This is a genomic window from Paraburkholderia sp. HD33-4, assembly GCF_021390635.1.
Taxonomy (GTDB): domain Bacteria; phylum Pseudomonadota; class Gammaproteobacteria; order Burkholderiales; family Burkholderiaceae; genus Paraburkholderia.
Window position 1 is genome coordinate 3,306,042 of sequence record NZ_JAJEJS010000001.1, and the last position, 22,278, is coordinate 3,328,319.

Annotated in this window: 19 protein-coding genes; 12 read left to right on the forward strand and 7 right to left on the reverse strand. The window is 66.7% G+C overall.

Annotation, left to right across the window (positions count from 1 at the left end; translation table 11 throughout):
* Positions 1–205 precede the first annotated feature (205 nt).
* Positions 206–973: a DUF4088 family protein gene (locus L0U84_RS14655; RefSeq protein ID WP_233850763.1), complete on the forward strand. Its 768-nt coding sequence runs from the start codon at positions 206–208 to the stop codon at positions 971–973.
* Positions 974–1,084: 111 nt separating this feature from the next.
* Here the strand turns inward: L0U84_RS14655 and L0U84_RS14660 are convergent, their stop codons facing one another.
* The 3 genes from L0U84_RS14660 to L0U84_RS14670 form a co-directional block, all read right to left on the reverse strand.
* On the reverse strand, positions 1,085–3,223 hold the full coding sequence (locus L0U84_RS14660; RefSeq protein WP_233850765.1) for an ATP-dependent helicase: 2,139 nt from the start codon (positions 3,221–3,223) through the stop codon (positions 1,085–1,087).
* 153 nt (positions 3,224–3,376) lie between these two features.
* On the reverse strand, positions 3,377–3,640 hold the full coding sequence (locus L0U84_RS14665; protein ID WP_233850767.1) for a hypothetical protein: 264 nt from the start codon (positions 3,638–3,640) through the stop codon (positions 3,377–3,379).
* Positions 3,641–3,731: 91 nt separating this feature from the next.
* Entirely contained in the window at positions 3,732–4,250 is a 519-nt protein-coding gene (locus L0U84_RS14670) for a hypothetical protein (RefSeq protein WP_233850769.1), read from the reverse strand.
* A gap of 328 nt (positions 4,251–4,578) precedes the next feature.
* Here L0U84_RS14670 and L0U84_RS14675 point away from each other — a divergent pair, with 328 nt between their 5' ends.
* From L0U84_RS14675 to fumC, 5 genes are all read left to right on the forward strand, one after another.
* Positions 4,579–4,797 (forward strand): RNA-binding S4 domain-containing protein, encoded by a 219-nt coding sequence (locus L0U84_RS14675; RefSeq protein ID WP_013090085.1) that lies wholly within the window; start codon positions 4,579–4,581, stop codon positions 4,795–4,797.
* A 285-nt stretch (positions 4,798–5,082) separates the two neighbouring features.
* Positions 5,083–6,498, forward strand: coding sequence for an MATE family efflux transporter (locus L0U84_RS14680; protein ID WP_233850771.1), 1,416 nt, complete (start codon positions 5,083–5,085; stop codon positions 6,496–6,498).
* A 348-nt stretch (positions 6,499–6,846) separates the two neighbouring features.
* Positions 6,847–7,806 (forward strand): ketopantoate/pantoate/pantothenate transporter PanS, encoded by a 960-nt coding sequence (gene panS / locus L0U84_RS14685; RefSeq protein ID WP_233850772.1) that lies wholly within the window; start codon positions 6,847–6,849, stop codon positions 7,804–7,806.
* Positions 7,807–8,064: 258 nt separating this feature from the next.
* A complete protein-coding gene (locus L0U84_RS14690) occupies positions 8,065–9,666 on the forward strand; it encodes a phospholipase D family protein (RefSeq protein WP_233852031.1) in 1,602 nt (533 codons plus the stop codon).
* A 15-nt stretch (positions 9,667–9,681) separates the two neighbouring features.
* Positions 9,682–11,082, forward strand: coding sequence for a class II fumarate hydratase (gene fumC / locus L0U84_RS14695; protein ID WP_233850774.1), 1,401 nt, complete (start codon positions 9,682–9,684; stop codon positions 11,080–11,082).
* A gap of 85 nt (positions 11,083–11,167) precedes the next feature.
* Here fumC and L0U84_RS14700 read toward each other — a convergent pair whose 3' ends face one another.
* Both L0U84_RS14700 and L0U84_RS14705 read right to left on the reverse strand, forming a co-directional pair.
* On the reverse strand, positions 11,168–11,674 hold the full coding sequence (locus L0U84_RS14700) for an acyl-CoA thioesterase (RefSeq protein WP_233850775.1): 507 nt from the start codon (positions 11,672–11,674) through the stop codon (positions 11,168–11,170).
* 164 nt (positions 11,675–11,838) lie between these two features.
* Positions 11,839–11,979, reverse strand: a complete 141-nt coding sequence (locus L0U84_RS14705) for a hypothetical protein (protein ID WP_233850776.1) — start codon at positions 11,977–11,979, stop codon at positions 11,839–11,841.
* A 209-nt stretch (positions 11,980–12,188) separates the two neighbouring features.
* Here L0U84_RS14705 and L0U84_RS14710 point away from each other — a divergent pair, with 209 nt between their 5' ends.
* Together L0U84_RS14710 and L0U84_RS14715 are read left to right on the forward strand one after the other, a co-directional pair.
* Positions 12,189–12,902 carry an ArsR/SmtB family transcription factor gene (locus tag L0U84_RS14710; protein ID WP_233850777.1) on the forward strand — a complete coding sequence of 238 codons (714 nt, stop codon included), beginning with the start codon at positions 12,189–12,191 and terminating at the stop codon, positions 12,900–12,902.
* 182 nt (positions 12,903–13,084) lie between these two features.
* Complete coding sequence (locus L0U84_RS14715) at positions 13,085–15,643, forward strand: DUF6600 domain-containing protein (RefSeq protein ID WP_233850778.1); 2,559 nt, start codon at positions 13,085–13,087, stop codon at positions 15,641–15,643.
* A 107-nt stretch (positions 15,644–15,750) separates the two neighbouring features.
* On the opposite strand, the gene L0U84_RS14720 is transcribed toward L0U84_RS14715, so the two are convergent.
* Positions 15,751–16,722 carry a thymidylate synthase gene (locus tag L0U84_RS14720; RefSeq protein WP_233850779.1) on the reverse strand — a complete coding sequence of 324 codons (972 nt, stop codon included), beginning with the start codon at positions 16,720–16,722 and terminating at the stop codon, positions 15,751–15,753.
* A 339-nt stretch (positions 16,723–17,061) separates the two neighbouring features.
* The gene (locus L0U84_RS14725) at positions 17,062–18,456 is read right to left on the reverse strand and encodes a sigma-54 dependent transcriptional regulator (protein ID WP_233850780.1); all 1,395 of its coding nucleotides are present in this window, start codon (positions 18,454–18,456) and stop codon (positions 17,062–17,064) included.
* Between the two features lie 538 nt (positions 18,457–18,994).
* On the opposite strand from L0U84_RS14725, the gene L0U84_RS14730 reads away from it, so the two are divergent.
* From L0U84_RS14730 to L0U84_RS14745, 4 genes are all read left to right on the forward strand, one after another.
* The gene (locus tag L0U84_RS14730) at positions 18,995–19,468 is read left to right on the forward strand and encodes a hypothetical protein (protein WP_233850781.1); all 474 of its coding nucleotides are present in this window, start codon (positions 18,995–18,997) and stop codon (positions 19,466–19,468) included.
* Between the two features lie 138 nt (positions 19,469–19,606).
* Positions 19,607–20,158 (forward strand): hypothetical protein, encoded by a 552-nt coding sequence (locus tag L0U84_RS14735; protein ID WP_233850783.1) that lies wholly within the window; start codon positions 19,607–19,609, stop codon positions 20,156–20,158.
* Positions 20,155–20,832, forward strand: coding sequence for a hypothetical protein (locus L0U84_RS14740; RefSeq protein WP_233850785.1), 678 nt, complete (start codon positions 20,155–20,157; stop codon positions 20,830–20,832). The genes L0U84_RS14735 and L0U84_RS14740 overlap by 4 nt, the downstream gene beginning before the upstream one ends.
* A gap of 25 nt (positions 20,833–20,857) precedes the next feature.
* Entirely contained in the window at positions 20,858–22,249 is a 1,392-nt protein-coding gene (locus tag L0U84_RS14745) for a hypothetical protein (RefSeq protein WP_233850787.1), read from the forward strand.
* The last annotated feature ends 29 nt before the right edge of the window (positions 22,250–22,278 follow it).

Sequence of the window (22,278 nt, forward strand, 5' to 3'; positions counted from 1 at the left end):
GCGCATCGCCGGGCCTCCCTCAAGTTTCCCGCCACCCCGCCGATATGCAGTCGAGGTCCGCTCATCGGGAGTCGTCCCGTTGGTTACGCGGCAACAGGCTGGAATCAAGCGCGCCGGCAGCCGGCGTCGCGTCGCCTCGGTGCGCGAGTGACCGGGCGATCTTGCGACGGCGCACCGCGCGCGGCCGCATTAAACGGGATAACACATGGGTCAAATCACCCTGAAGCTCAAGGACGAGACCGTCGCGTCGCTGCGCAAGGACTTCGAGGCCTTTTTGCGGGTCTCGCTGAAGCTCGATCCGCAGTTCGCGACGCCGTCGTTCGAGGATTTCTTGCGCGCGAAGCTGCTCGACAACATGGTGCCGCTCACCGAGCACGCGGTGCAGCGGATGCTGCAGGGCGGCCAGTACGCGTGGGCCAAACGCACGCTCGACAAGGAGTTTCCGGACGTCGTGTCGATCCTGATGCGGCAGGCGGGTGAGTTCGGCTTCGGTTTCGCGGCGCGTTCGGAATGGACGCCCGAGGAGCTCGCCAAGCAATGCCGCGACTGGGCCGCGGCGATCGTCAAGGAAGCGGAAGGCGACGCGACATTGATCGACCCGCTCGCCGCGCAGATCAAGAGCACGGTGCAGGACATCCAGGCGCTCGAGGAAGTGATGCAGACGCCGGCATGGCGGCTCGTCGAATCGCTGCGCCAGCGTGTCTACGAGGCGAAGGTCGCGTGCGAGACGAGCGTGGGCAGCACTGCGCGCGAGAAGCTCGGCGAGTTGCGTGGGCTCTTGCGGCTAGGCATTTCGCACGGCACGTTCCAGAAGCAGGAAGCGCAGCAGATCATGGAGTATCTGCGGCTATTGAAGCCGGAAATTTTCGTCGAAGAGCCGTACGACGTGTTCTCGCGGCTCGCGGCATGGCTGCGCAATTTCTTCGTGCCGCCGCCTCCGGTCGCGCAGCAACAGCAGCGGCAGTCGCGCTGAACTTGCGCTGAACTTGCACTAGGCCGAGCGGCGCCCGGCCAGCATCGGATCAGCGCTGCCCCTGTCCTCGCTGCGCTCCCAACTCGCCTCCCAACTGACGGCGCCAGCCGCTCAATCCCACATCTTCCTGAGCCTGGCCGCGATCTCGATCTTCGCCTGCGCGGCCGCGGCGAGCCCCGCCGCGCTCGGCGCGCCCGCCACCGGCACGCGCGGCCATGCGTACACATCGAACAGCGGCAGCATCGGCGTGTCGATGAAGCGCGTACGCGACGCCCACACATGGCGGTCGCCCAGATGCGTCTGGTTGTGCACGTAAAAACGCTGCGGCACGACGATATGCAGGTCTTCCTTCGCGCGCGTCATCGCCACGTAGAGCAGGCGCCGCTCCTCGTCGATTTCCTCGTCGCTGCCGGTGCCGAGATCGGACGGAATGCAGCCGTCGACGCCGTTCAGCACGAACACGTTGCGCCACTCCTGGCCCTTCGCCGAATGGATCGTCGACAGGATCAGATAGTCCTCGTCGAGCAGCGGCACGCCGGATTCATCGCTGGTGGCGTCGGGCGGATCGAGCGTCAGCTCGGTCAGGAAGCGCTCGCGCGACGCATACGTACCCGCGATGCTTTCCATCTGCAGCAGATCCGCGTGACGGATCGCGGCGTCCTCGTGATTGCGCTCCAGATGCGGCTCGTACCAGCGCCGCACCATCTCGAACTCGCCGGGCCACGGCGTTTGGCGCCCGTACACACTCGACATCAGCTTGACGAACGGATGCCAGTCTTCCTGCGCGCGCGCGGGCGCCGCAAACGCGGCCAGCACACCGCCCGCGGTCGCGACCGGATCGCCGCCGTCCGCGCGTGCGACGATGTCGTCGAGCACCTTTGCCGCGGTGGCCGGACCGACGCCCGGCAGCAGCTGCACGACCCGAAAGCCGGCGACGCGGTCGCGCGGATTCTCGGCCCAGCGCAGCACCGCGAGCACGTCCTTCACATGCACCGAGTCGAGAAATTTGAGGCCGCCGAATTTGACGAACGGAATGTTGCGGCGCGTGAGCTCGATCTCGAGCGCGGCGCTGTGATGCGCCGCGCGAAACAGCACCGCCTGCGACTTCAGCTTCACGCCCTGCTCGCGCGCTTCGAGAACCTGCTCGACGACGTAGCGCGCTTGCGCGGCATCGTCGGCGACCGTGACGAGGCGCGGGCGCTGCGCCGACGCCTTGTCGGTCCACAGATTCTTGGTGTAGCGCTCGCTCGCGAGCTCGATCACCGCGTTCGACGCGGCGAGAATCGGCTCGGTTGAGCGGTAGTTGCGTTCGAGCGTGACCTGCTTCGCGGACGGCTCGAACTGCGCAGGGAAGTCGAGGATATTGCGCACGGTCGCGCCGCGAAACGAGTAGATCGACTGCGCGTCGTCGCCGACCACGGTCAGGCCGCGGCCGTCCGGCTTCAGCGCGAGCAGGATCGACGCCTGCAGGCGGTTGGTGTCCTGGTATTCGTCGACCAGCACATGATCGAAACGCGCCGACAGATCGGCCGCGATGCTGGGCTCGGCGGCCATGTGCGACCAGTAGAGCAGCAGATCGTCGTAGTCGAGCACGCTCTGCTTTTGCTTGGCGTCGACGTACGCGGCGAACAGCCGGCGCAGATCGTCCTCCCACTCGCGACACCACGGAAACGCGCTGTCCAATACCTGACCGAGCGATGCGCCCGTGTTGACGACGCGCGAGTAGATCGCGAAGCAGGTGCCCTTCGCCGGAAAACGCCGCTCCTTCGCGGACAGTCCGAGCTCGTGGCGCACGAGGTTCATCAGGTCGGCTGAGTCTTCGCGGTCGTTGATCGTGAAAGCCGGCGCGAGGCCGATCAGATCCGCGTATTCGCGCAACAGCCGCGCGCCGACGCTGTGAAACGTGCCCGCCCACGTCAACCCTTGCGCGAGCGCGGCGCGTGCGCCGACGCTGGTGGCCGCGACGCCCGCGATGCGCGTCACGCGGCGGGTCATTTCGAGCGCCGCGCGGCGCGAGAAGGTCAACAGCAGGATGCGCTGAGGATCGGCACCCTTCACCACCAGATTGGCGACGCGGTGCGCGAGCGTGTTGGTCTTGCCGGAGCCGGCACCCGCGATCACGAGCAGCGCGCCGGGCAGCACGTTTGGCGTGTCGGTCCCGTATTCGACGGCTTCGCGTTGAGCGTCGTTGAGTTTCGCGAGCCAGGCGGCGGTATCGAACGACGGGGCGGATTCGGCGACGGTGGACACTGAGCGGATTTTGCGGGTTGGATGGATTTTCAGGATGCGACGCACACTGTATATCCATACAACCCTGCGCGACAAGCGCCCTTTTTTCAGGCGCCTACCGATCCCGGTCAAGCGTCGACAGGCGGGTTTCCACCTGCCTGTCGACGCCGCGTGCTACTGCTTTTTCGCGTCCTTCACGTTGGCATCGGCGCTGGCCTTGTCGGCATCGGCCTGAGCGTCGGTTTTGGTCTTGTCCGCCTTCGCCTGGGCGAGCGCGGCTTTCTTGTCGGCCTTCGCCTGTTCCTTCGCGGCCTTCTTGTCCGCATGCGTGGCGGGCGCCGCGGCCGGGTCGGTTGTCTGCGCGAACACGGCCGACGACAGGCAACCCGCGATCAGCACGGCGTAAATGCGGTTTCGGCTGGATCGATTGAGGTTCATCTGAAATCTCCCTGAAGCACGCCTGGTTGAGCGAGAGACGCCGGCGGCGCGCGAGCCTCGCAGACCCGCGCGCCGCGGCATCGATCAAGGCTTAATGCTTGACGTCCGCGCCATCGGCCTGCGCGGCAGCCTGCCCTTCCATGTTCATCTTCATTTCGTTATTGGCGGTCTGCTTGTCCGCCTTCTGGTTCAGCTTCGCGCCGCGCACCTGCTCTGTGTACTGCTCCTTCGCGGCCTTCTGCTGCGCCTTCAATTCCGCTTTCGAGGACTTCTTCGCCGCGCGATACTCGGCATTGGCCTTCGCGTCGGCGTCGCGCTTCTGCACGAGCGGATCGGTCGAGCCCGAAGCCGTCAAACGGGCCGGCGGCGGAGCCTCGACGCCTTGCGCGGCGGGCGCGCCCGGCACTTGCTGCATGCCTTGCGCCGAAGGCGGCACCTGCATGCCCTGTGCGCCGGCCGCGGACGGCGGCGCCATGTCGGCGGCGCCCGGGCTGCGGACCTGCGCCTGAGCCCCGATGCCTGCTGCCGGCTGCGCGGTCTGCGCGACGGCGGCCGTCGCGGCAAAAGCAGTGAGGGCGGTACCGATCAGGAGCGAACGAATCTGGGTCATGGCTATCCTCTCTAGAGTTGTCGTGACACGGGCGGACTCTCTGGCGTCGTGATGACGGATGGCCCACGCGCCCCGCCCGGTCTGTCTGTGCGTCGCTGGATGGTGGCCGGGGAGCGATCCCGGAAATGCCAGCGGGCTTTGCTGCTGAACTGCACTTTAGGAGTGAAATTCATCTGGCGCGATCAGCGTTACGGAACGTTTCACTTTCCGACAACTGAATAACATCTTCTTTCATTTGCTTGCGCGGGGGTCCCGCGCCGCCGCGCCGCATGCACTTGCTTTATGATGCGAACCCCCAACGCGACCCCGTGCCCAAGGTGCAAACGCCATGCCCAACCTCAATTTCACGCTGACCGGCGAGTACGTCGAACTCCACAATCTGCTGAAGATCACGGGCCTCGCGGACAGCGGCGGCTCCGCGAAGATGATGGTCGCGGACGGCGCCGTGATGGTCGACGGCCGGGTCGAGACGCGTAAGACCTGCAAGATCCGCGCGGGTCAGGTCGTGTTGCTCGGCGATACGCGGATCGCGGTCCACGAAGGCTGACGGCAGTCCGAAAATTCGCAGGACGGCGCGCACCAGAATTGTGCGTTGTCCATCGACATCGGCCGGGCAAGGCAATAAGCTGTCGGTTTCGACAGGTAAACGACGGACCGCGCCAAGGGCGAGGAGTCGGCTGACCGGCTCGCCGCCGCGCCGCGGTTTTTTCCCGGCCGCCGCCCCGCCGCTCCACCGCCCCTCGGAGCGCGCAGCGCGATGCAACGTGCCGCCGCTTGCGCCCGCGCCTCGCTGTCACCACCGCTGTCGCCAACTTTCGCCGCCACGCATTCAATGACTCAACCCAGCTTCGCCCGCGCGGCCAGCCGGCCGCCGACCCTATCCCGCCACGCGGCCGACACCGCTCGGCTAGCCGCGCCGCTCGCGATCGCGCAACTGTCGCAGATGGCGATGAGCGTCACCGACACGATCCTGCTCGGCTCGCTCGGCCCCGACGCGCTCGCCGCCGGCGGCCTAGGCGCGAATCTCTTTTTCGTCGTCGTCACGCTGCTGCAGGGCGTGCTGACCTCGGTCAGCGTGAGCGTCGCGCACGCGCGCGGCGCGCAGGACGACGGCCGCGTGCCGCATATCTACTGGACCGGTTTCGTGCTGTCGGTGCTGCTGGCGGTGCCGGCGTTCGTCCTGTTGTCGTTCGCGTCGCACATCCTGCTCGCGTTCGGCGAGCCGGGCCTGCTCGCGCACAACGTCGGCCGGTACGCGGCGGTGCTGCGCTGGGGCGCACCCGCGAGCCTGATCGGCGTCGGCCTGATGCGCTCGTTCCTGCCGGCGATCGGCGCGGCGCGGCGGCTGTTGTGGGTGTCGATCGTGAGCGTCGTCGTGAACGGCTTTCTGAACTACGGGCTGATTCACGGCGCGTATGGGCTGCCGCGACTCGGCTTTCTCGGCTCGGCGGCCGCGACCACGATCACCGTGTGGCTCACCGCGCTCGTGCTGATGGCGCTGCTGCATCTGCGGCCGCGCTTCCGGCATTTCGTCGTCGCGACGCGGCCGAAGCTGCCGTTGATGGGCGAATTGTTCGGCATCGGTTGGCCCGTTGCGATCACCTACGGCGTCGAGTCGACCCTCTTCCTCGCCACCGGCCTGATGGTCGGCCTGCTCGGCGAATCGCAACTGGCCGCGCATCAGATCGCGCTGAACGTCGCGTCCGTCGCGTTCATGGTGCCGCTGTCGATCGGCCAGGCGGCCAATGTGCGGGTCGGCTACTGGGCCGGTGCCGGTCAGCCGCTCGCCGCGCGCCACGCGGGCTTCGTCGCGCTCGCGCTCGGCGTCGGCTTCATGTCGATGTCGGGTCTCGTGCTGATTACCGCGCCGCACTGGATCGTCGGTCTATATCTGCATCTCGACGACCCGGTCAACGCGCCGACCATCGCGCTCGCCAGTTCGCTGCTCGGCGTGGCGGCGATTTTCCAGATCGTCGACGGGATGCAGGCGGTGGGCTCCGGCTGCCTGCGCGGCCTGAAAGACACGCGCATACCGATGATCGCCGCCGCGTTCGGCTATTGGGTGATCGGTTTTCCGACCGGCTATCTGCTCGCGTTTCACGCCGGCCTCGGCGCGCGCGGCTTGTGGTGGGGGCTCGCCGCGGGCCTCGCGAGCGTCGCGCTGCTGATGACGCTGCGTTTTCACAGGCTGAGCCGGCGGCTGGCGCCGACAGCGCCATCGGCCACGCCGCCCGCGCGCTCGGTTTGAGCGAAGTAGCGGCAAGCCCCACTCCTGAAGCACTCCCTGTAAAAGGTAAAATGGCCGCCGCGGCGTGCGAGCGCTAACCCGCGCTCCCACGCCACGAACCGCACGCCGGCGTGCCTCACGAAGGCAAGCGCCGGACCGGCGCCGCTCACTCACCATGGCTCGCGTCGCGTACGGCTTCGATCGGCCGCCCGTTTTTGCCGCGCTCTCGCCGCAGCGCGTGCCGTAGCCGCCTCGCGCGCTTCATCCGCATGGGTAGCGGCAAACGCCACGACGCTGGCCGACACCCCGGCCGCGCCGCAGCGCGCCTGCGCTTTCTCGCGACACAACATAACCCAAGGACCACCCGTCATGCTTGCCCGCGTCACCCGCCTGTTCCCGCTCTGGGCCGTGCTCGTCTCGGTCGCCGCGTACTTCTCGCCGGCCTCGTTTTCCGGCGTCGCGCCGCACGTCACCACGCTCCTCACGATCATCATGCTGGCGATGGGCGTCACGCTGTCGGCCGCCGATTTCCTGCGCGTGTTCTCGCGTCCCGCGCCGGTGATCGCCGGCATCGTGCTGCACTACCTCGTGATGCCGCTCGCCGCATGGGTCATCGCGAAGGCGCTGCGCATGCCGCCCGACCTGACCGCCGGCATGGTGCTGGTCGGCAGCGTCGCGAGCGGCACCGCGTCGAACGTGATGATCTATCTCGCGCGCGGCGACGTCGCGTTGTCGGTGACGATCAGCGCGCTGTCGACGCTCGTCGGCGTGTTCGCGACCCCGCTGCTCACGCGCCTTTACGTCGACGCGTCGATCGTCGTCGACGTGCACGGCATGCTGATGAGCATTCTGCAGATCGTCGCGCTGCCGATCGTCGTCGGTCTCGTCGTCAATCATCTGTTCGGCAAGCTCGTGCGCAAGATCGAGCCGATCCTGCCGCTCGTGTCGATGGTCGCGATCGTGCTGATCATCGGCGCGGTGGTGGGCGGCACGCAGAAGAGCATCGCGTCGGTCGGCCTCGTCGTGATGGTCGGCGTCGTCCTGCACAACGGCATCGGACTGCTCGGCGGCTACTGGGGCGGCCGCCTGCTCGGCTTCGACGAAGCCGTCTGCCGTACGCTCGCGATCGAAGTGGGCATGCAGAACTCCGGTCTCGCCGCGACGCTCGGCAAGCTCTACTTCACGCCGCTCGCCGCGCTGCCGGGCGCGCTGTTCTCGGTCTGGCACAACCTGTCGGGCTCGCTGCTCGCGGGCGTGTGGGCGGGTCGCCCGGCGAAAGGCTCGACCCATCCCGATGGCGAGCGCGCACTGCGCGCCGAACGCGTCTGATCTAGCACCGGCGCCGCGGTTCGCAGCAGGTGATGGTCCCCGAACCGCGGCGCACTTCCGACCGACGCGCCGCACTTCCCCACCACGCTGCTGCGTTTGCAGACGAACGACGAACCCGCGCCCCAATTCCCTTAGAATGGTTTTCTCGACAGCGTGTGCGGGCCTTCGCTGTCGCCACGCGAAAAGCTTGCAAAACAAGGGGAAAACAGCGTGCAGGGCCAATTCGAACAACATCGGCGGGCCGCGCGCCGCCGCTCGATATTCAGCACAACGAGGCAATTTTTCCTGCTCTGTTGCGCGGCGGCATTTTTGACCGCCTGCGCGACGAAGCCGCCCGCCACCGCGTTCGACCGCCAGCTCACGCACGCACTGCCCGCCACCGCCGATACGCCGCTGCGCGAAGCGCTCGCGCCGCTCGAGGCGAAGCATCCGCAGCAGTCGGGATTTCGCGTGCTGTCGAACGGCACCGACGCGCTGCAGATGCGCATCGCGCTCGCCCGCGCGGCGACCAAAACCCTCGACATGCAGTACTACATCGCCAACGAGGACACCACCGGCAAGCTGCTGCTGGGCGCCGCGCTGTACGCGGCCGATCACGGCGTGCGCGTGCGCATGCTGGTCGATGATCTGAACTTCAAGGACATCGACCGCATCATGGCGGGGCTGAACTCGCACGACAACATCGAGATTCGCGTGTTCAATCCGTTCGGCAGCGCGCAGGAAGGCATGTTCGAGCGCACCGCGAACGTCTTCACGCAGATTGGCCACTTCACGCGCCGCATGCACAACAAGGCGATGATCGCGGACAACCAGCTTGCGATCGTCGGCGGGCGCAATCTGGGCGACGAATATTTCAGCGCGAGCGAAACGCTGCAGTTCCGCGACCTCGACGTGCTCGCGGCGGGCCCGATCGTCGCCGACGTCTCCGCGAGTTTCGACGACTACTGGAACAGCGACCTCGCCTATCCGCTGCGCGCACTGAACAAGCAGAAGTTCGATCCGAAAGAACTCGACCAGACACGCGACGAGCTGCGCCAGCACTGGCGCACCAACGCCGATCCCTACAACGCGAAACCGCTGAACGCGACGCCGCTCGCCGCGCAGATCACGAGCGAGCAACTAGGCCTCACGTGGGCGAGCGCGGAATTCAGGGCGGACCTGCCGGAGAAGATCGCGCAGCCGTCACCGGACTACGTGAGCCCGCCGCTCGCACGGCTGCGCGAACTGATGCACGACGCGCAGCACGACTTCCTGATCGTGTCGCCCTACTTCGTGCCGCACGCCTCCGGCGTGCAGGCGGCCGGCGAGCTCACGCATCGCGGCATCCGCATCGCAGTGCTGACCAACTCGCTCGCGGCCACCGACGCGGTCGCCGTGCAGGCCGGCTACAGTCCGTTCCGCGTGCCGCTGCTGAAGGCGGGCGTCGAGCTATACGAATTCAGGCCGCACCAGGATTCACCGAACGTGGGGCTGGTCGGCTCGCGTTCGCGCGCGAGCCTGCACGCGAAGACCTATGTGATCGACCACCAGATTCTCGTGATCGGCTCGATGAACCTCGACCCGCGCTCGGCCAATCTGAACACCGAGCTCGCGCTGGTGATCCACAGCCCCGAACTCGCGAATCAGGTCGCGAAGATCTTCGAGCGTGCCACCCAGCCCGATCAGAGCTACCACGTGACGCTCGCCGACCCAGCCCAGCTCGCCTACCTGCGCTCGATCGGCGCGCCGCTGTCGCCGCTCGTGTGGACCGACGTCGAGAACGGCCAGACACGCACCTACATTTTCGATCCGCAGGCCGGTTTCTACCGGAACGCGCTAACGGGTCTATTCTCCTTATTGCCTGTCAACTCGGAACTTTGAGAAGCGGAGTCAACCATGACTGAAGACGTACGGATGGAGCGCGACACATTCGGCGAAATCGCGGTGCCGAACGCCCGCCTATGGGGTGCGCAGACACAGCGCTCGCTGCAGAACTTCAAGATTTCGACCGAGAAGCAGTCGCCCGAGCTGATCACCGCGCTCGCGGTGATCAAGCGCGCGGCGGCCGAAGTCAACCTTGGCCTCGGCGTGCTCGACGAGCAGAAGGCCCGCGCGATCATGCAGGCGGCCGACGAGATCATCGACGGCAAACATCCAGGCGAATTTCCGCTCGCGGTCTGGCAAACCGGCTCGGGCACGCAGACCAACATGAACCTGAACGAGGTGATCGCGAATCGCGCGAGCGAGCTGCTCGGCGGCGAGCGCGGCGAAGCGCGCAAGGTGCATCCGAACGACGACGTGAATCGCGGGCAATCGTCGAACGACGTGTTTCCGACCGCGATGCACGTGGCCGCCGCGGATGCGATCGTCAAGCATCTGCTGCCTGCGCTGAAGACACTGCGCGATACGCTCGACGGCAAGGCGAAAACGTTCACCGATATCGTCAAGATCGGCCGCACGCACCTGCAGGACGCGACGCCGCTCACGCTCGGCCAGGAATTCTCGGGCTATGTCGCGCAGCTCGAGCACGGCATCCGCCACGTCGAGTCGACCTTGCCGCATCTGTACGAGCTTGCGCAGGGCGGCACCGCGGTCGGCACGGGACTGAACGCGCATCCGAAGTTCGCCGACGGCGTCGCCGCCGCGATCGGCAAGCTGACCGGTCTGCCGTTCGTGTCGGCGCCCAATAAGTTCGAAGTGATGGCAGCCGCCGACGCGTTGGTGTTCGCGCACGGCGCGCTCAAAACGGTGGCCGCGAGTCTGAACAAGATCGCCAACGACATCCGCTGGCTCGCGAGCGGCCCGCGCTGCGGTCTCGGCGAGCTGTCGATCCCCGAAAACGAGCCGGGCAGCTCGATCATGCCGGGCAAGGTCAATCCGACCCAGTCCGAAGCGCTGACGATGCTGTGCGCGCAGGTGTTCGGCAACGACGTCGCCGTCAACATCGGCGGCGCGAGCGGCAACTTCGAACTGAACGTGTTCCGTCCGATGATCGCGCACAACCTGCTGCAGTCGGTGCGTCTGCTCGCCGACGGAGCGCATAGCTTCAACGAGAACTGCGCGGTCGGCATCGAGCCGAATCACGGGCGCATCGATACCTTGCTCAACGAATCGCTGATGCTGGTGACGGCGCTCAATCCGCACATCGGCTACGACAAGGCCGCGCAGATCGCCAAGAAAGCGCACAAGGAAGGCACGACGCTGAAGGCGTCGGCGCTGGCGCTCGGCTATGTCACCGAGCAGCAGTTCGACGAGTGGGTGCGACCGAAGGATATGGTCGGACGTACGGCGGGGTGAGTGGGCGAGGCGGCGCGACAAAACATACGCATGAGAGCGTATTTGACGTCGCGCCGCCCGCAGCCCTGCCGCGCTTAAACCGCGCTTAAACCTTACCTTGCGCGACTTCTTCCGGCTTCAGCTCGACGATCGCGTCGAGCGCTTCCTTCACGTCCATCGCGTATTTGGCCAGGCGTTTCTGCTCCTCGGTCTCAGGCACGAAGGCCGGCACCGGCACCGGATGGCCGTTCTCGTTGACGGCGACCATCACGACGAGACAGTCGGTGGTCTGCAGCAGCTCGCCGCCCTTCGGGTCGCCCGCCTGCACCGACACATGGATGTGCATGCTGGTGCGGCCCGTCGCGACGACGCGCGCGCGCAGTTCGACCAGATTGCCGACGAGAATCGGCCGACGGAAACGGATATTGCCGACGCTGACCGTCACGCAATAGCGCCCCGACCATACCGCCGAGCATGCATAGGCGGTTTCGTCGATCCACTTCATCAGCGCGCCGCCGTGCACCTTGCCGCCGAAGTTGACCGAGGTCGGCTCGGCGAGAAAGCGGAAGGTGGTTTCCGAACGGTCCAGCGGTGCTGTGGGAACAGTGCTCATCTTGACTCCGGTCAATCGGATGCATTGAAAGGAGGCGATTATACGAGCGCAATATTGCGCGCGGCGCGGCGTCGATCGGGGTACGCGGCGCGCGGGACCTATCGGGCGCTCTGCGGCCCGGCGCTCGGGCCGAGGCATCCTTGCCCGGCCGGTTGCGCGACGTCCTAGTTGTGGACGCTGATCCCTGCGTCGATGGTGCCGTACATGTTGATGCTGCCGCTGCCGGCCGAGCCCGAGCCTGCACCGCCTCCCGCGCAGGCGCTGAACAGCAGAACCGCCGCGGCGACGGCCAGAAGAGTTTTCATCGCATCGAATTCCTGCAAGGACAGGCTTCGATTCTAGCCTGGCGGCACGAGCAGACGCGGGAGCGCGGACCGGCGGCACCCGTCCGTCTCATTCATTGTTCACGCGAAGCTGAAACATCGAATGCCCGATGCGCGTAGAGTAGGAATCGTGGCGGCGCGCTTTGCCATTCGGCCGCGCCGCCCTTTGCCGCCCATTCAGGAGACGCGCGATGACCGCCCCCCTTTTAGACGACCAGAACCATTTTCCCGGCCTGAGCCGCATCGGCGCGCTACTCGCCGATCCCGGCCGCGCCGCGATGCTGTGGGCGCTGATGGACGGCAGCGCGCGCCCCGCCGGCGAACTGACGATGATCGCGGGGCTGTCGCCATCGGCGGCGAGCGCCCATCTCGGACGGCTCACCGACGGCGGGCTGCTCGCACTCGAAGTGCGCGGCCGGCATCGCTATTTCCGTATCGCGTCGGCGGACATCGCCGCGTCGATCGAAGCGCTCGCGAACGTCGCGCAAGTCAGCGCGCCGCAGCGCTCCGTGCCCCGTCCGGCGCGCACCGTGCCGCTGGAAATGCGCTACGCGCGCACCTGCTACGACCACATGGCGGGCGAGCTGTCGGTGCGGATGTTCGAGCGGATGCTCGAGCGCGGGCTGCTGACGCAAAACGGCGCATCGCTCGAAGCGACCGCGCAGGGCGTCGCCCGCTTCGCCGACTGGGGCATCGACCTCGCCGCGCAGAGGACCCGGCGGCGGCGCTTCGCATGCACCTGCCTCGACTGGAGCATGCGCCGGCCGCATCTGGGCGGTGCGCTCGGCGCGGCGCTGCTCGACGCGTGGTCGTCGCACGGCTGGGTCGAGCGGACCGAGCGGCCGCGGGTGCTGCGCGTGACGCCAGCCGGCCATCAACAATTCGATGCGTTTCTGGCCGGATAGACCGTCGAGCCGGCGGCGGCGCAGGGCTGCGAGACCCGCCCGATACCCGTGCGAGACCCGTGCGAGACCTTTTGTTACACGCCTGCGAATCCACCTTACAAATGAGCGGGCTTTGAAACATAGCCGGCAGGTACAGTGATTGAACGGACCCGGCCCATTGCCGCGTCCGCCGGAGATCAGTCATGACACATGCCAACCAGCCCGTGCAGCAAGCCGGGATCCAACGCCGGATGAGCGGCTATACGCTGATCGCGGCCGCCGTCGTCGCGCTCGCCGCGCAGATCGCGCACGCGCAGGAAGCGCCACCTCCGCCGCAAACCGCGGCGGCCGTCGGGTCGGGCGGCGATCAGTCGGGCGGCGACCCGCCCGGGCGCATCGCGCGTCTGAACTACACGGCCGGCGCCGTGACCACCGAGCCCGCCGGCGCGACCGACTGGTCGTACGCGCAGATCAATCGGCCGCTGACGACCGGCGACCAGTTGTGGAATGACCAGAACGCGCGCTCCGAGCTTCACATCGGCTCGACTGCGGTGCGCCTCGGCCAGAACACGAGCCTCGACGTGCTTAATCTCGACGACACGACCGCGCAACTGAAAGTCGCGCAAGGCACGTTGTCGACGCGCGTGCGCGAGCTAGCGCCGGGGTCGTCGTATGAAATCGACACGCCGAACCTTGCGCTCGGCGTGACCGGTCCCGGCGACTACCGCGTCGACGTCGCACCCGACGGCAGCAGCACCACCGTCACCGTGCGCAGCGGCAGCGCGATCGCGTACGGCGACGGCGGCCAGGTGCCGATCGCGGCGGGTCAGCAGATCCGTTTCGCCGGCACCAGCCTGCAGCAGCTCGCCGACAACCGCGCGCCCGCCGCCGACGAACTCGACCAGTGGGCCGCCAGCCGCGACGCCACCGAAGACCGCTCGCCGTCGGCGCGCTACGTGTCGCGCGACATCCCCGGCTACGAGGACCTCGATGCCAACGGCACATGGCGCGAGACACCGCAGTACGGCGAAGTGTGGACGCCGAACGCGACGCCGGCCGGCTGGGCGCCGTATCACGACGGCCACTGGGTCTGGCAGGCGCCTTGGGGCTGGACCTGGGTCGACGACCAACCGTGGGGCTTCGCGCCGTATCACTATGGCCGCTGGGCCGAGGTCGACGGCACATGGGCGTGGGTGCCCGGTCCACTCGAAGCGGATGCGGCGCCCGTCTATGCGCCGGCGCTGGTCGCGTTCGTCGGCGATGACGATGGCGGCGTCGACTGGGGTGTCAACCTGGCGGTCGGCGGCGTCATCGCCGCGGGCGTCGCGTGGTTCCCGCTCGGGCCGGGCGAGCCATGGCATCCGCATTGGGGCGATCACGACCGCTGGAGCCACGGGTACTACGACCGCGTGAACCGCACGACGATCGTCAACGACTACCACCGCAACGTGAACATCCACAACACGTACGTGAACTATCGCGTGCCGGGCGGCGTGACGGCCGTGCCGGCGACCGCGTTCGTGCATGGTCAGCCGGTCCGACGCTTTTCGCAGAAGGTCGATCCCGCGCAGTGGCGCAACGCGCGGATCAACCCCGGCGCGCCGGGGATCGCGCCGGTGCGCGAGAGCTTCGGGTCGGATCTGCGGCGCGCGAATTACCGGCCGCCGGCGAGCGTCGCCGGCCGGCCGGTCGTCGCGACGCGTAACCCCGTGATGCCGGCCGCTTACCACGACGAGCTGGCGCAGCGCTTCGCGCAAAGCGGCGGCGGTCGGGTGCCCGGCGGCGGCCAGCCGGTCGTGCGCACCTCGGTCCCCGCGCATATGACCGGCGCACCGGGCGCGCTGCCAATGGCGAACGTGCGGGTCGTGCAATCGCATGTGCCGGGACGTCCGCCGGGCATGGCGGCGGGTGCGCCTGGTACGCCTGGTACGCCTGGTACGCCTCGCGCGGCTGGTGGCAATGCGCCGCATGGCGTCGAGCAGGCCGGTCAGCGGCCCGGCGAAGCCGGTGCCGTGGGACCGCATGGCGAAGCGCCACAGGGGCGTCCGGGCATGCCGCCGCAGATGGTCGGCAACGCGCATCCGCCGCAGCCAGGCGAGGGCGGGATTGCGGGCAATATGGGTCATCCGTCGAACGGGGTGCCGCGGCCGCCGCAAGCAGGCGGTGCTAATCCGGCCAATGCGGGCGCGTCCGCACGGCAGCACGGCGCGCCGCAGGAATGGGGCGCAGTCGGCAGGTCGCAGCCGGCATGGACGCAGCCCCATACGCCGATGGCGCAGCAGGCGCCGCGCATGGAGCAGCCGGGCAGGCCGCAACAGCCGGGTTTCGCGCAGCAGTCGGGTGTGCCGCATCCGCCGGAAAACCTGGCGGCGCAGCAGCAGGCGCGTGGACAGGATGGGCGTCCTTCTGCGATGCAGCAGGTGCAGCAGCCGCGTGTCGAACCGCGTCCACAACCGATGCCGCAAGCCCGGCCTGAGCCGCAGCTCCAGCAGGCCCAGCAGCCGCGCGTCGAACCGCGTCCGCAGCCGATGCCGCAAGCCCGGCCCGAGCCGCAGTTCCAGCAGGCCCAGCAGCCGCGCCCCGAACCGCGTCCGCAGCCGATGCCGCAAGCCCGGCCCGAGCCGCGTCCGCAGATGCAGCAGCCGCGCCCCGAAGCGCGGCCCCAGCAGGTGCAGCAGCCACGTCCGCAACCGCAGCCGCAACCGCAACACGCCGAGCAGCATCAAAACGGCGGCAATCACGACGACCATCACAGGAGCTGATCGGGTCGCCCACCGTCCTGAAAACAAAAAAGCCCCGCGATGCACACCATCGCGGGGCTTTTTCCTATTCGACGAGGGCGGACGCTACCGCCCTGCTTCCACCGACATCAGATCGCCATCGGCGCCGTCAGCGGCTCGTGATGCTGATAGCCGATCAGCGAGAAATCCGCCGGCTCGATCTTCTCCAGCCATTCCGGCTCGTACACGCCGGTCTTCGCGTAGTCGGGCACGCGATCGGAAATCGCGAGTCGCGGACTCTCGTACGGCTCGCGCTTGAGCTGCTGGTGCAGCATGTCGAGCTGATTCTCGTAGATGTGCGCATCGCCGATGAAATAGCTGAACCAGCGCGGCGTATAACCCGTCAGCCGTCCGACCAGATGCAGCAGCGCCGCACCCTCGGTCAGATTGAACGGCGTGCCGAGCCCGACGTCGTTGCTGCGGATATACAGGCACAGCGAAATTTCGCGGCGCGTAACGTTCGGCAGAAACTGGTACAGCAGATGGCAGGCCGGCAGCGCGATCTGGTCGAGCACGGCCGGATTCCAGGCATGGAACAGAATCCGACGATCGGCGGGGTTCTGCATGATCGTGTCGAGACACTGCCGCAACTGGTCGATCGCCTTGTAAAGCAACACCTTCGAGCGGCCTTCTTCGTCGAACTGCGTGATCACGCGGAAGCCGCGCGCCTGCGCGTCGGCGAGCTGCGCGCTCGCGCTGGCGTCGAGTACCTTGTAGGCCGGCCACTTGCGCCATTGCACGCCGTAGACATCACCGAGGTCATCCGGGCCCTCGCGATACGGATTGGCGAGCCACTGCTCGTTCTGATTCGCGTTGCCGTCCCACACCTTGCAGCCGAGTTCGCGAAAATCCGCGGCGCTGCGCGAAGCACGCAGAAACCCGACCAGCTCGCCGATCGCCGACTTGAACGCGAGCTTCTTCGTTGTGACCGCGGGAAAGCCTTGCTGCAGATCGAAGCGCAGCATCGCGCCGGGCATGCTGATGGTGCGGATGCCGGTGCGGTTTTCCTGCCACGTGCCGGTGTCGAGAATCGTGCGGACGAGGTCCAGGTATTGTTTCATGCGGTTTCCTTCGACGCGGCGCGAACCCAATCAGGCGCGCTCACGGAATTGAGCAAATCCGGATTCTAGCAAGCGTGACCGGACGCCGCCTGGGCATGGCGCGCCACATGGGAAATATCGGGGGGGGGGAAATTCAGACGGAACGGAAAAGACCGCGGGACACGATATAGGAGCGGCGACACGCACGCGCAGCCGCGCTTCGAGGCGGCGCTTGCCGGATGGAATCGCCGTGCACGGGATCGTGCGGCCAACCTTTTCAAACCGGCAGAGCCGCGAGACCCGCGGCGACGCGCCAGACCTTCACATGCCGCGTCGCCAGCCTCGCCGCTCGCCCGCCATCTACAGATGCTGCACCGACGCCGGCAATTCGCTGTGCGGCGCCGTCATCGGCTCGCCTTCCATGTGTCGCATGCCGTGCGAGCACAGCAGCCGGTACAGCGTCACCCGCGAGATGCCAAGTTCCTGCGCCGCGTCTCCGAGCCGCCCGCGATGCCGCAGCAACGCAAGCTCGATCGCCTGACGCTCGGCCGCTTCGCGCGCCTGCGCGAGCGACACCGGCACGATCTCGACATATTCGGCAAGCTCGAGGTCGCGCGCGGTGATCGCGCGTCCCTCCGACATGACGATCGCGCGCCGCACCCGGTTGATCAACTCGCGCACGTTGCCCGGCCAGCCGTAGTTATGCAGCGCGGCGATCGCATCGGGCGCGAAGCCGCGCAGACGCCGGCTCGCATCCTTCTTGAAGCGTTCGAGCATGTGCCGCGCCAGCAGCTCGATGTCCTTGCCGCGCGCGCGCAGCGGCGGCTCGTCTATCTGCAGCACGCACAGGCGGTGATACAGGTCGGAACGGAAGCGTCCTTCGATCATCGCCGCGGTCATGTCCACGTGCGTGGCCGAAATGATGCGCACGTCGACGTCGATCGCGGTATGTCCGCCGAGCCGCTCGACCTTGCGCTCCTGCAGGAAGCGCAACAGGCTCGCCTGGCTTTCGAGCGGCAGATCGCCGATTTCGTCGAGAAACAGCGTGCCGCCGTTGGCCGCCTCGACCCGGCCGATCTTGCGCTGGTTCGCTCCGGTGAATGCACCGCGCTCGTAGCCGAACAGTTCCGATTGCAGAAGATGCGGGGGGATCGCGCCGCAATTGATCGGCACGAACGGCGCGTTGCGTCGCGCCGAGCGTTCGTGAATCGCGACCGCCGTCAGCTCCTTGCCGGTGCCCGATTCGCCGGAGATGAACACCGGCGCGTCGGTCATCGCGACCTTGCGGATCGAGCGGAACAGCGCGAGCATCGCGTCGCACGAGCCGACCATCTCGCCCTCGGCGCCCTGAGAGCCATCGTGCGAAGCCGTTTCGCTCAGCGAGATCATGCCGTACGCATGACCGACAGAGTCGACGATACGGTCGCCCGAATACGGCACCGTCACGTAATCGAAACAGTAGTCGCGCACGAGCCGGCGCAACGCGGCGTCTTGCAGTTGGCCAGGCGTGGTGGCAGCGACCCAGCCGACGTTCGGCATGGTCAAACAGGATTCAAAAGCGGCGATCTCGTGCGGCTGGAAATCACTGGACAAATCGAGCAGGCCGCCAGCTGCCGTTCCGGTGCGCACTGCCCGGCGCGCATCGCGCGCCGAACCCACGACTTCGACATGCCAGCCGCGCTGCAGAAAACGCGTATTCAGTTCCGCGCTCGGGTCACGCGAAACGTAAATCAGTTGCCGCGTTGCGGGTTCCATTATTCAGATCCTCTCGTCAACGAACGTTAAGGACGACGCATGCACCTGAAACTGCGGTTCAGACACGCTGACTCGTCCGGGATTCGCGAATCGCAAAACCCGAACGGCCATTCCATTCCGTGCGGACAGCTGATCCCCAAGAAAGCGGCGTGTGTGTTTGAAACGGCCTGATATGGGCCTTTTTTAAATCTGAAGCTGTTTTCGAGAGCTTACTATACGCGCGTCGCTTCGAAAACAATTATGCGAATTTAATCAATGGACCCCTTGCCTATAAAGGATTAGCGGGCGATCGCGATTTATTCAGCCGACAAATAAAACATTAGTGGAAGCGCTTTTCGTGGCGTTCTCGCGACGGTAGTCCGTTCCTTGCCGATTAACGAATTATAGGTATTTTCTGCTGACCCGTTTCAGCGCTGCAACGTTTTTTCCCGATTTGGAACGCATTAGTTGTGTTTCTGCTGGTTGGCGCCAGACGTATCAATGGATTGCGAGCGTTGGCACACGTTTCGCTAAAAGGCGTGCACCAGGGAGACACATCATGCGACTTGCATTCCGCATCGATCTGATAAGCCGCGGCGCACCATACCTCGCGATTTGCACAGCCCTCGCGTTCAGCGCCCTGCCGGCGAATGCCGGCACCCCGACAGCGCAAGCCGCCCCGGTTCGATCCGCCACGCTGACGGATTCCAACGAGGCCAGCAACTCCGCCTCCGCCAGCCTGCAAACCACCACGCCGGTTGCCGCGGACGACGATAGCCAGATTGCCGCCGGCGCGTCCAACCCGGACGCCGATGCTGCATCGGTGAACGATATTTCGCTCGATGACCAGATGCTGTCGCGTCAACGCGGTGGCGCGGTCGGCATGTTGATGGTCGCCGCGACGCCGCAACTGATGCAAAGCGGCGGCAACCAGGTGACGTTGTGGGACGAGATCGCCCCGCCCTCGCCGCTGCCAGTGCCCGTCGACGCCGCGCGCGCCCAGGGCAACGTCGCGACATACCAGCGCAAATAAGCACGACGAACCAAAAGTACAAACAGCACAAACAGCACAAACAGCAAATAACCAGGCAATGCAGGACCGGTGGCCGCGCGGCAGGCAACGCGCCCCACGACGGCGGGACACAAGTAACAAGAGAGAAGGGACCGGGACATGAGTACGAACCACCAGACGCCGCACGCCCTCGGGCTGCCGGCGGCGCCGTTCAGCAACGCTCCCGTCTTGCCGCGCGACGCTGCGGCGCGCAGCGCCCTCCTCGCCAGCGTCATCGTCACCGCCTGCTTCGCGAGCCAGGCGTATGCCGAGCAGGTCGCCAATCCGGGCGACGTCATCGTCGAGCGCAGCGTCATGCCGCGCGACGCGTTCGTCTCCGTGCCGCGCGACCAGGACCCGGTCGCGGTGCGCGCCACCACGTTCCCGGCCAACTCGTTCGATCCGACGATCGCCACGCTCGTCGGCGATACCGATCTGACCAACGCGCATGGGTCGACCGGCGTCGCCGAGGGCGGCGCGCTCGGCGGCACCGGCATGCAAGCCGTCACGCAGATCCTCTCCGGCAAGGCGACCGGCAACACGATCCCGCTGAACGCGGGCGGCATCGGCGGACCTGCGGCGGGCGTCGGCGGCACGGTCAGCTCGTCGGTGACGGGCGCGCTCGCGCCGCTGTCGAACGTGCTCGGCGGCGCGCTCGGAGGTCTGAAATGAGCTCGCGCCTTCTCTTCTCGCTGCCATCGCTCCAATTAGTGCAAGTCGCTTCGGCGCGCCCGGCCCTGCGCGTGTTTGCGTGCCTATGCATGGGCGTCGCCGCGCTCGTCGCCGACGCGGCCCACGCGCAGTCGCAAGCGGTGCCGGTCGTCGGCGCCACCGCGACGATCGGCGCCGGCGCGGGCATGGGCGCGACGGGCGCGCTCACGGTCAACGAAACCGCGGGCCTCGACAACGCGCAAGCCAATCAGATCACGGTGACGAACGGCACCGCGGTGGGCAACGCGAACGCGAGCGTGCAAAGCGCGTCGGTGGTCGCGAACGTGCCGCGCGCGCAAGCGTCGATCGAAGCCAATGCGTTTTCGAACACCTCCGGCGCGGTGCTGGTGAATCAGTCGGCCGGAGCAGGGAATCTGCAGCGCAACAGCACCCAGATCGGGACTGCGGCGCTCGGAGTCGAGACCGTCTCGGATGGGGAGCTATCCGCGACGGCCCCGAAAAACGGTAGTCCGGGGCAGTCGAACGCGATTCACGGCGTGCGCGAGGCAAGCATTTCCAGCGATGCCTTTCGCAACGCCAGCGGAATCGTGCAGATCAACCAGGCAGCCGGCGCCGGTAATGCCACGGCAAACAGTTTTGTGCTCCGTCCCCCGGCGGGCACTTTTTTTAACTGACCACACTTAAGTATCGGAGCGAATCATGAAGCGCACTCTTATTGCCACGGCCGTTCTCGTTGCCGCGTCCGGCAGCGTGCTTGCCGCGCCGCAGAAGGCCTACCTGTTCAATACGACGGTCGTCGGCGAGATGGTCGGCGTCGAAGGTATGGTCGGACTGTTTGGCTGCGTGCACGTCTCCAGCACGGCCGACGCGGTGATCAACAACAATCAGATGGTCAACGTGAACGCGACGCTCGATCCGCAGGCGCAGACCTACACCAGCGGCAACGTGACCACGACCATCAACAACAACAGGAGCTCGGTCAGAGGCGGCGGCACGGCATTCGCGTTCACGACACAAAACCATACGTCGTCGAGCTCAAGCTCACAGGGCTTCGAAGCTTCCGGCGGCTATGCGTACGGCAGCCAGAGCGCGAGCGTGACGAGCGGCGGCTATGAAATGAGCCAGCAGGCAGCCGGCATCGCGGGCGGCTTCTCGCACACGAGTCAGAACTCGGGCGGCCATATCTCGGCGGGCGGCTCGATCGGCGGCAGCTACAGCTACCAGGACCACAACACGTTCTCGCACGGCAGCGGCTCGTTCAACGCCCACGGCGGCCTGCAAGCCGGGTATCGCGAATCGAGCTATTCGAACTCCTCGGGCGTCGCCGGCGGATTCGAAGCGAGCGAAGCGTCCGGGCAAAGCCGTTCGTGGGGCTTCAAGGCGAACGAAGGCTCCGGCTATGCGATGGTCGGCGAGCAATCGTCGGGCTACTCGCGTAGCAGCTCGTCATCGAGCAACTCGTACGGCGCCGCATGGGGCATCGACGAAGGCATGACGACAACCGACGTGACGACGCGCGGCACGATCACGCAGCACATCAACAACCAGGCGGCCGGCACGCTGAACGCGACCACCGGCACCAACGCGGCCACCGGCGTGTCGGGCAACCTCGGCATCAACATCGCGGAAGGCATCGACAACGCGCAGAGCAACGACGTATCGCTCGCCTCGGTCGACGTCGGCAACGTGTTCGGCAACGCACAGGACTTCAATGTGCAGTCCTCGGGCGGCAGCGCGACGATCCACAACTTCAATCTGAACGCGTCGGTCGGCAACGGGTCGCTGTCGGGTGTGACGGGCAATGTCGGCGTGAACGTCGCGTCCGGTATCGGCAACGCGCAGGACAACGCGCTTGCCGGCGCAGTGACGACGACCTCGCCGGGCAAGGCGATGACCACCGCGATGGACGCGACGGACGACAACTCGCAATCCGCCACGATGGTCGTTCACGGGCAATTCCAGGGCACCGCGAGTCTGGGTGCCGATACGTTGAAAGGCGCCTCCGGCAACATCGGCGTGAACATCGCCGGCGGCGCGGGCAACCTGCAGCACAACGGCCTTGCCATCGCGGCGCTGAACAGCGGCAAGTAAGCCGACGAAGCGACGGGCGCAGGCAAGCA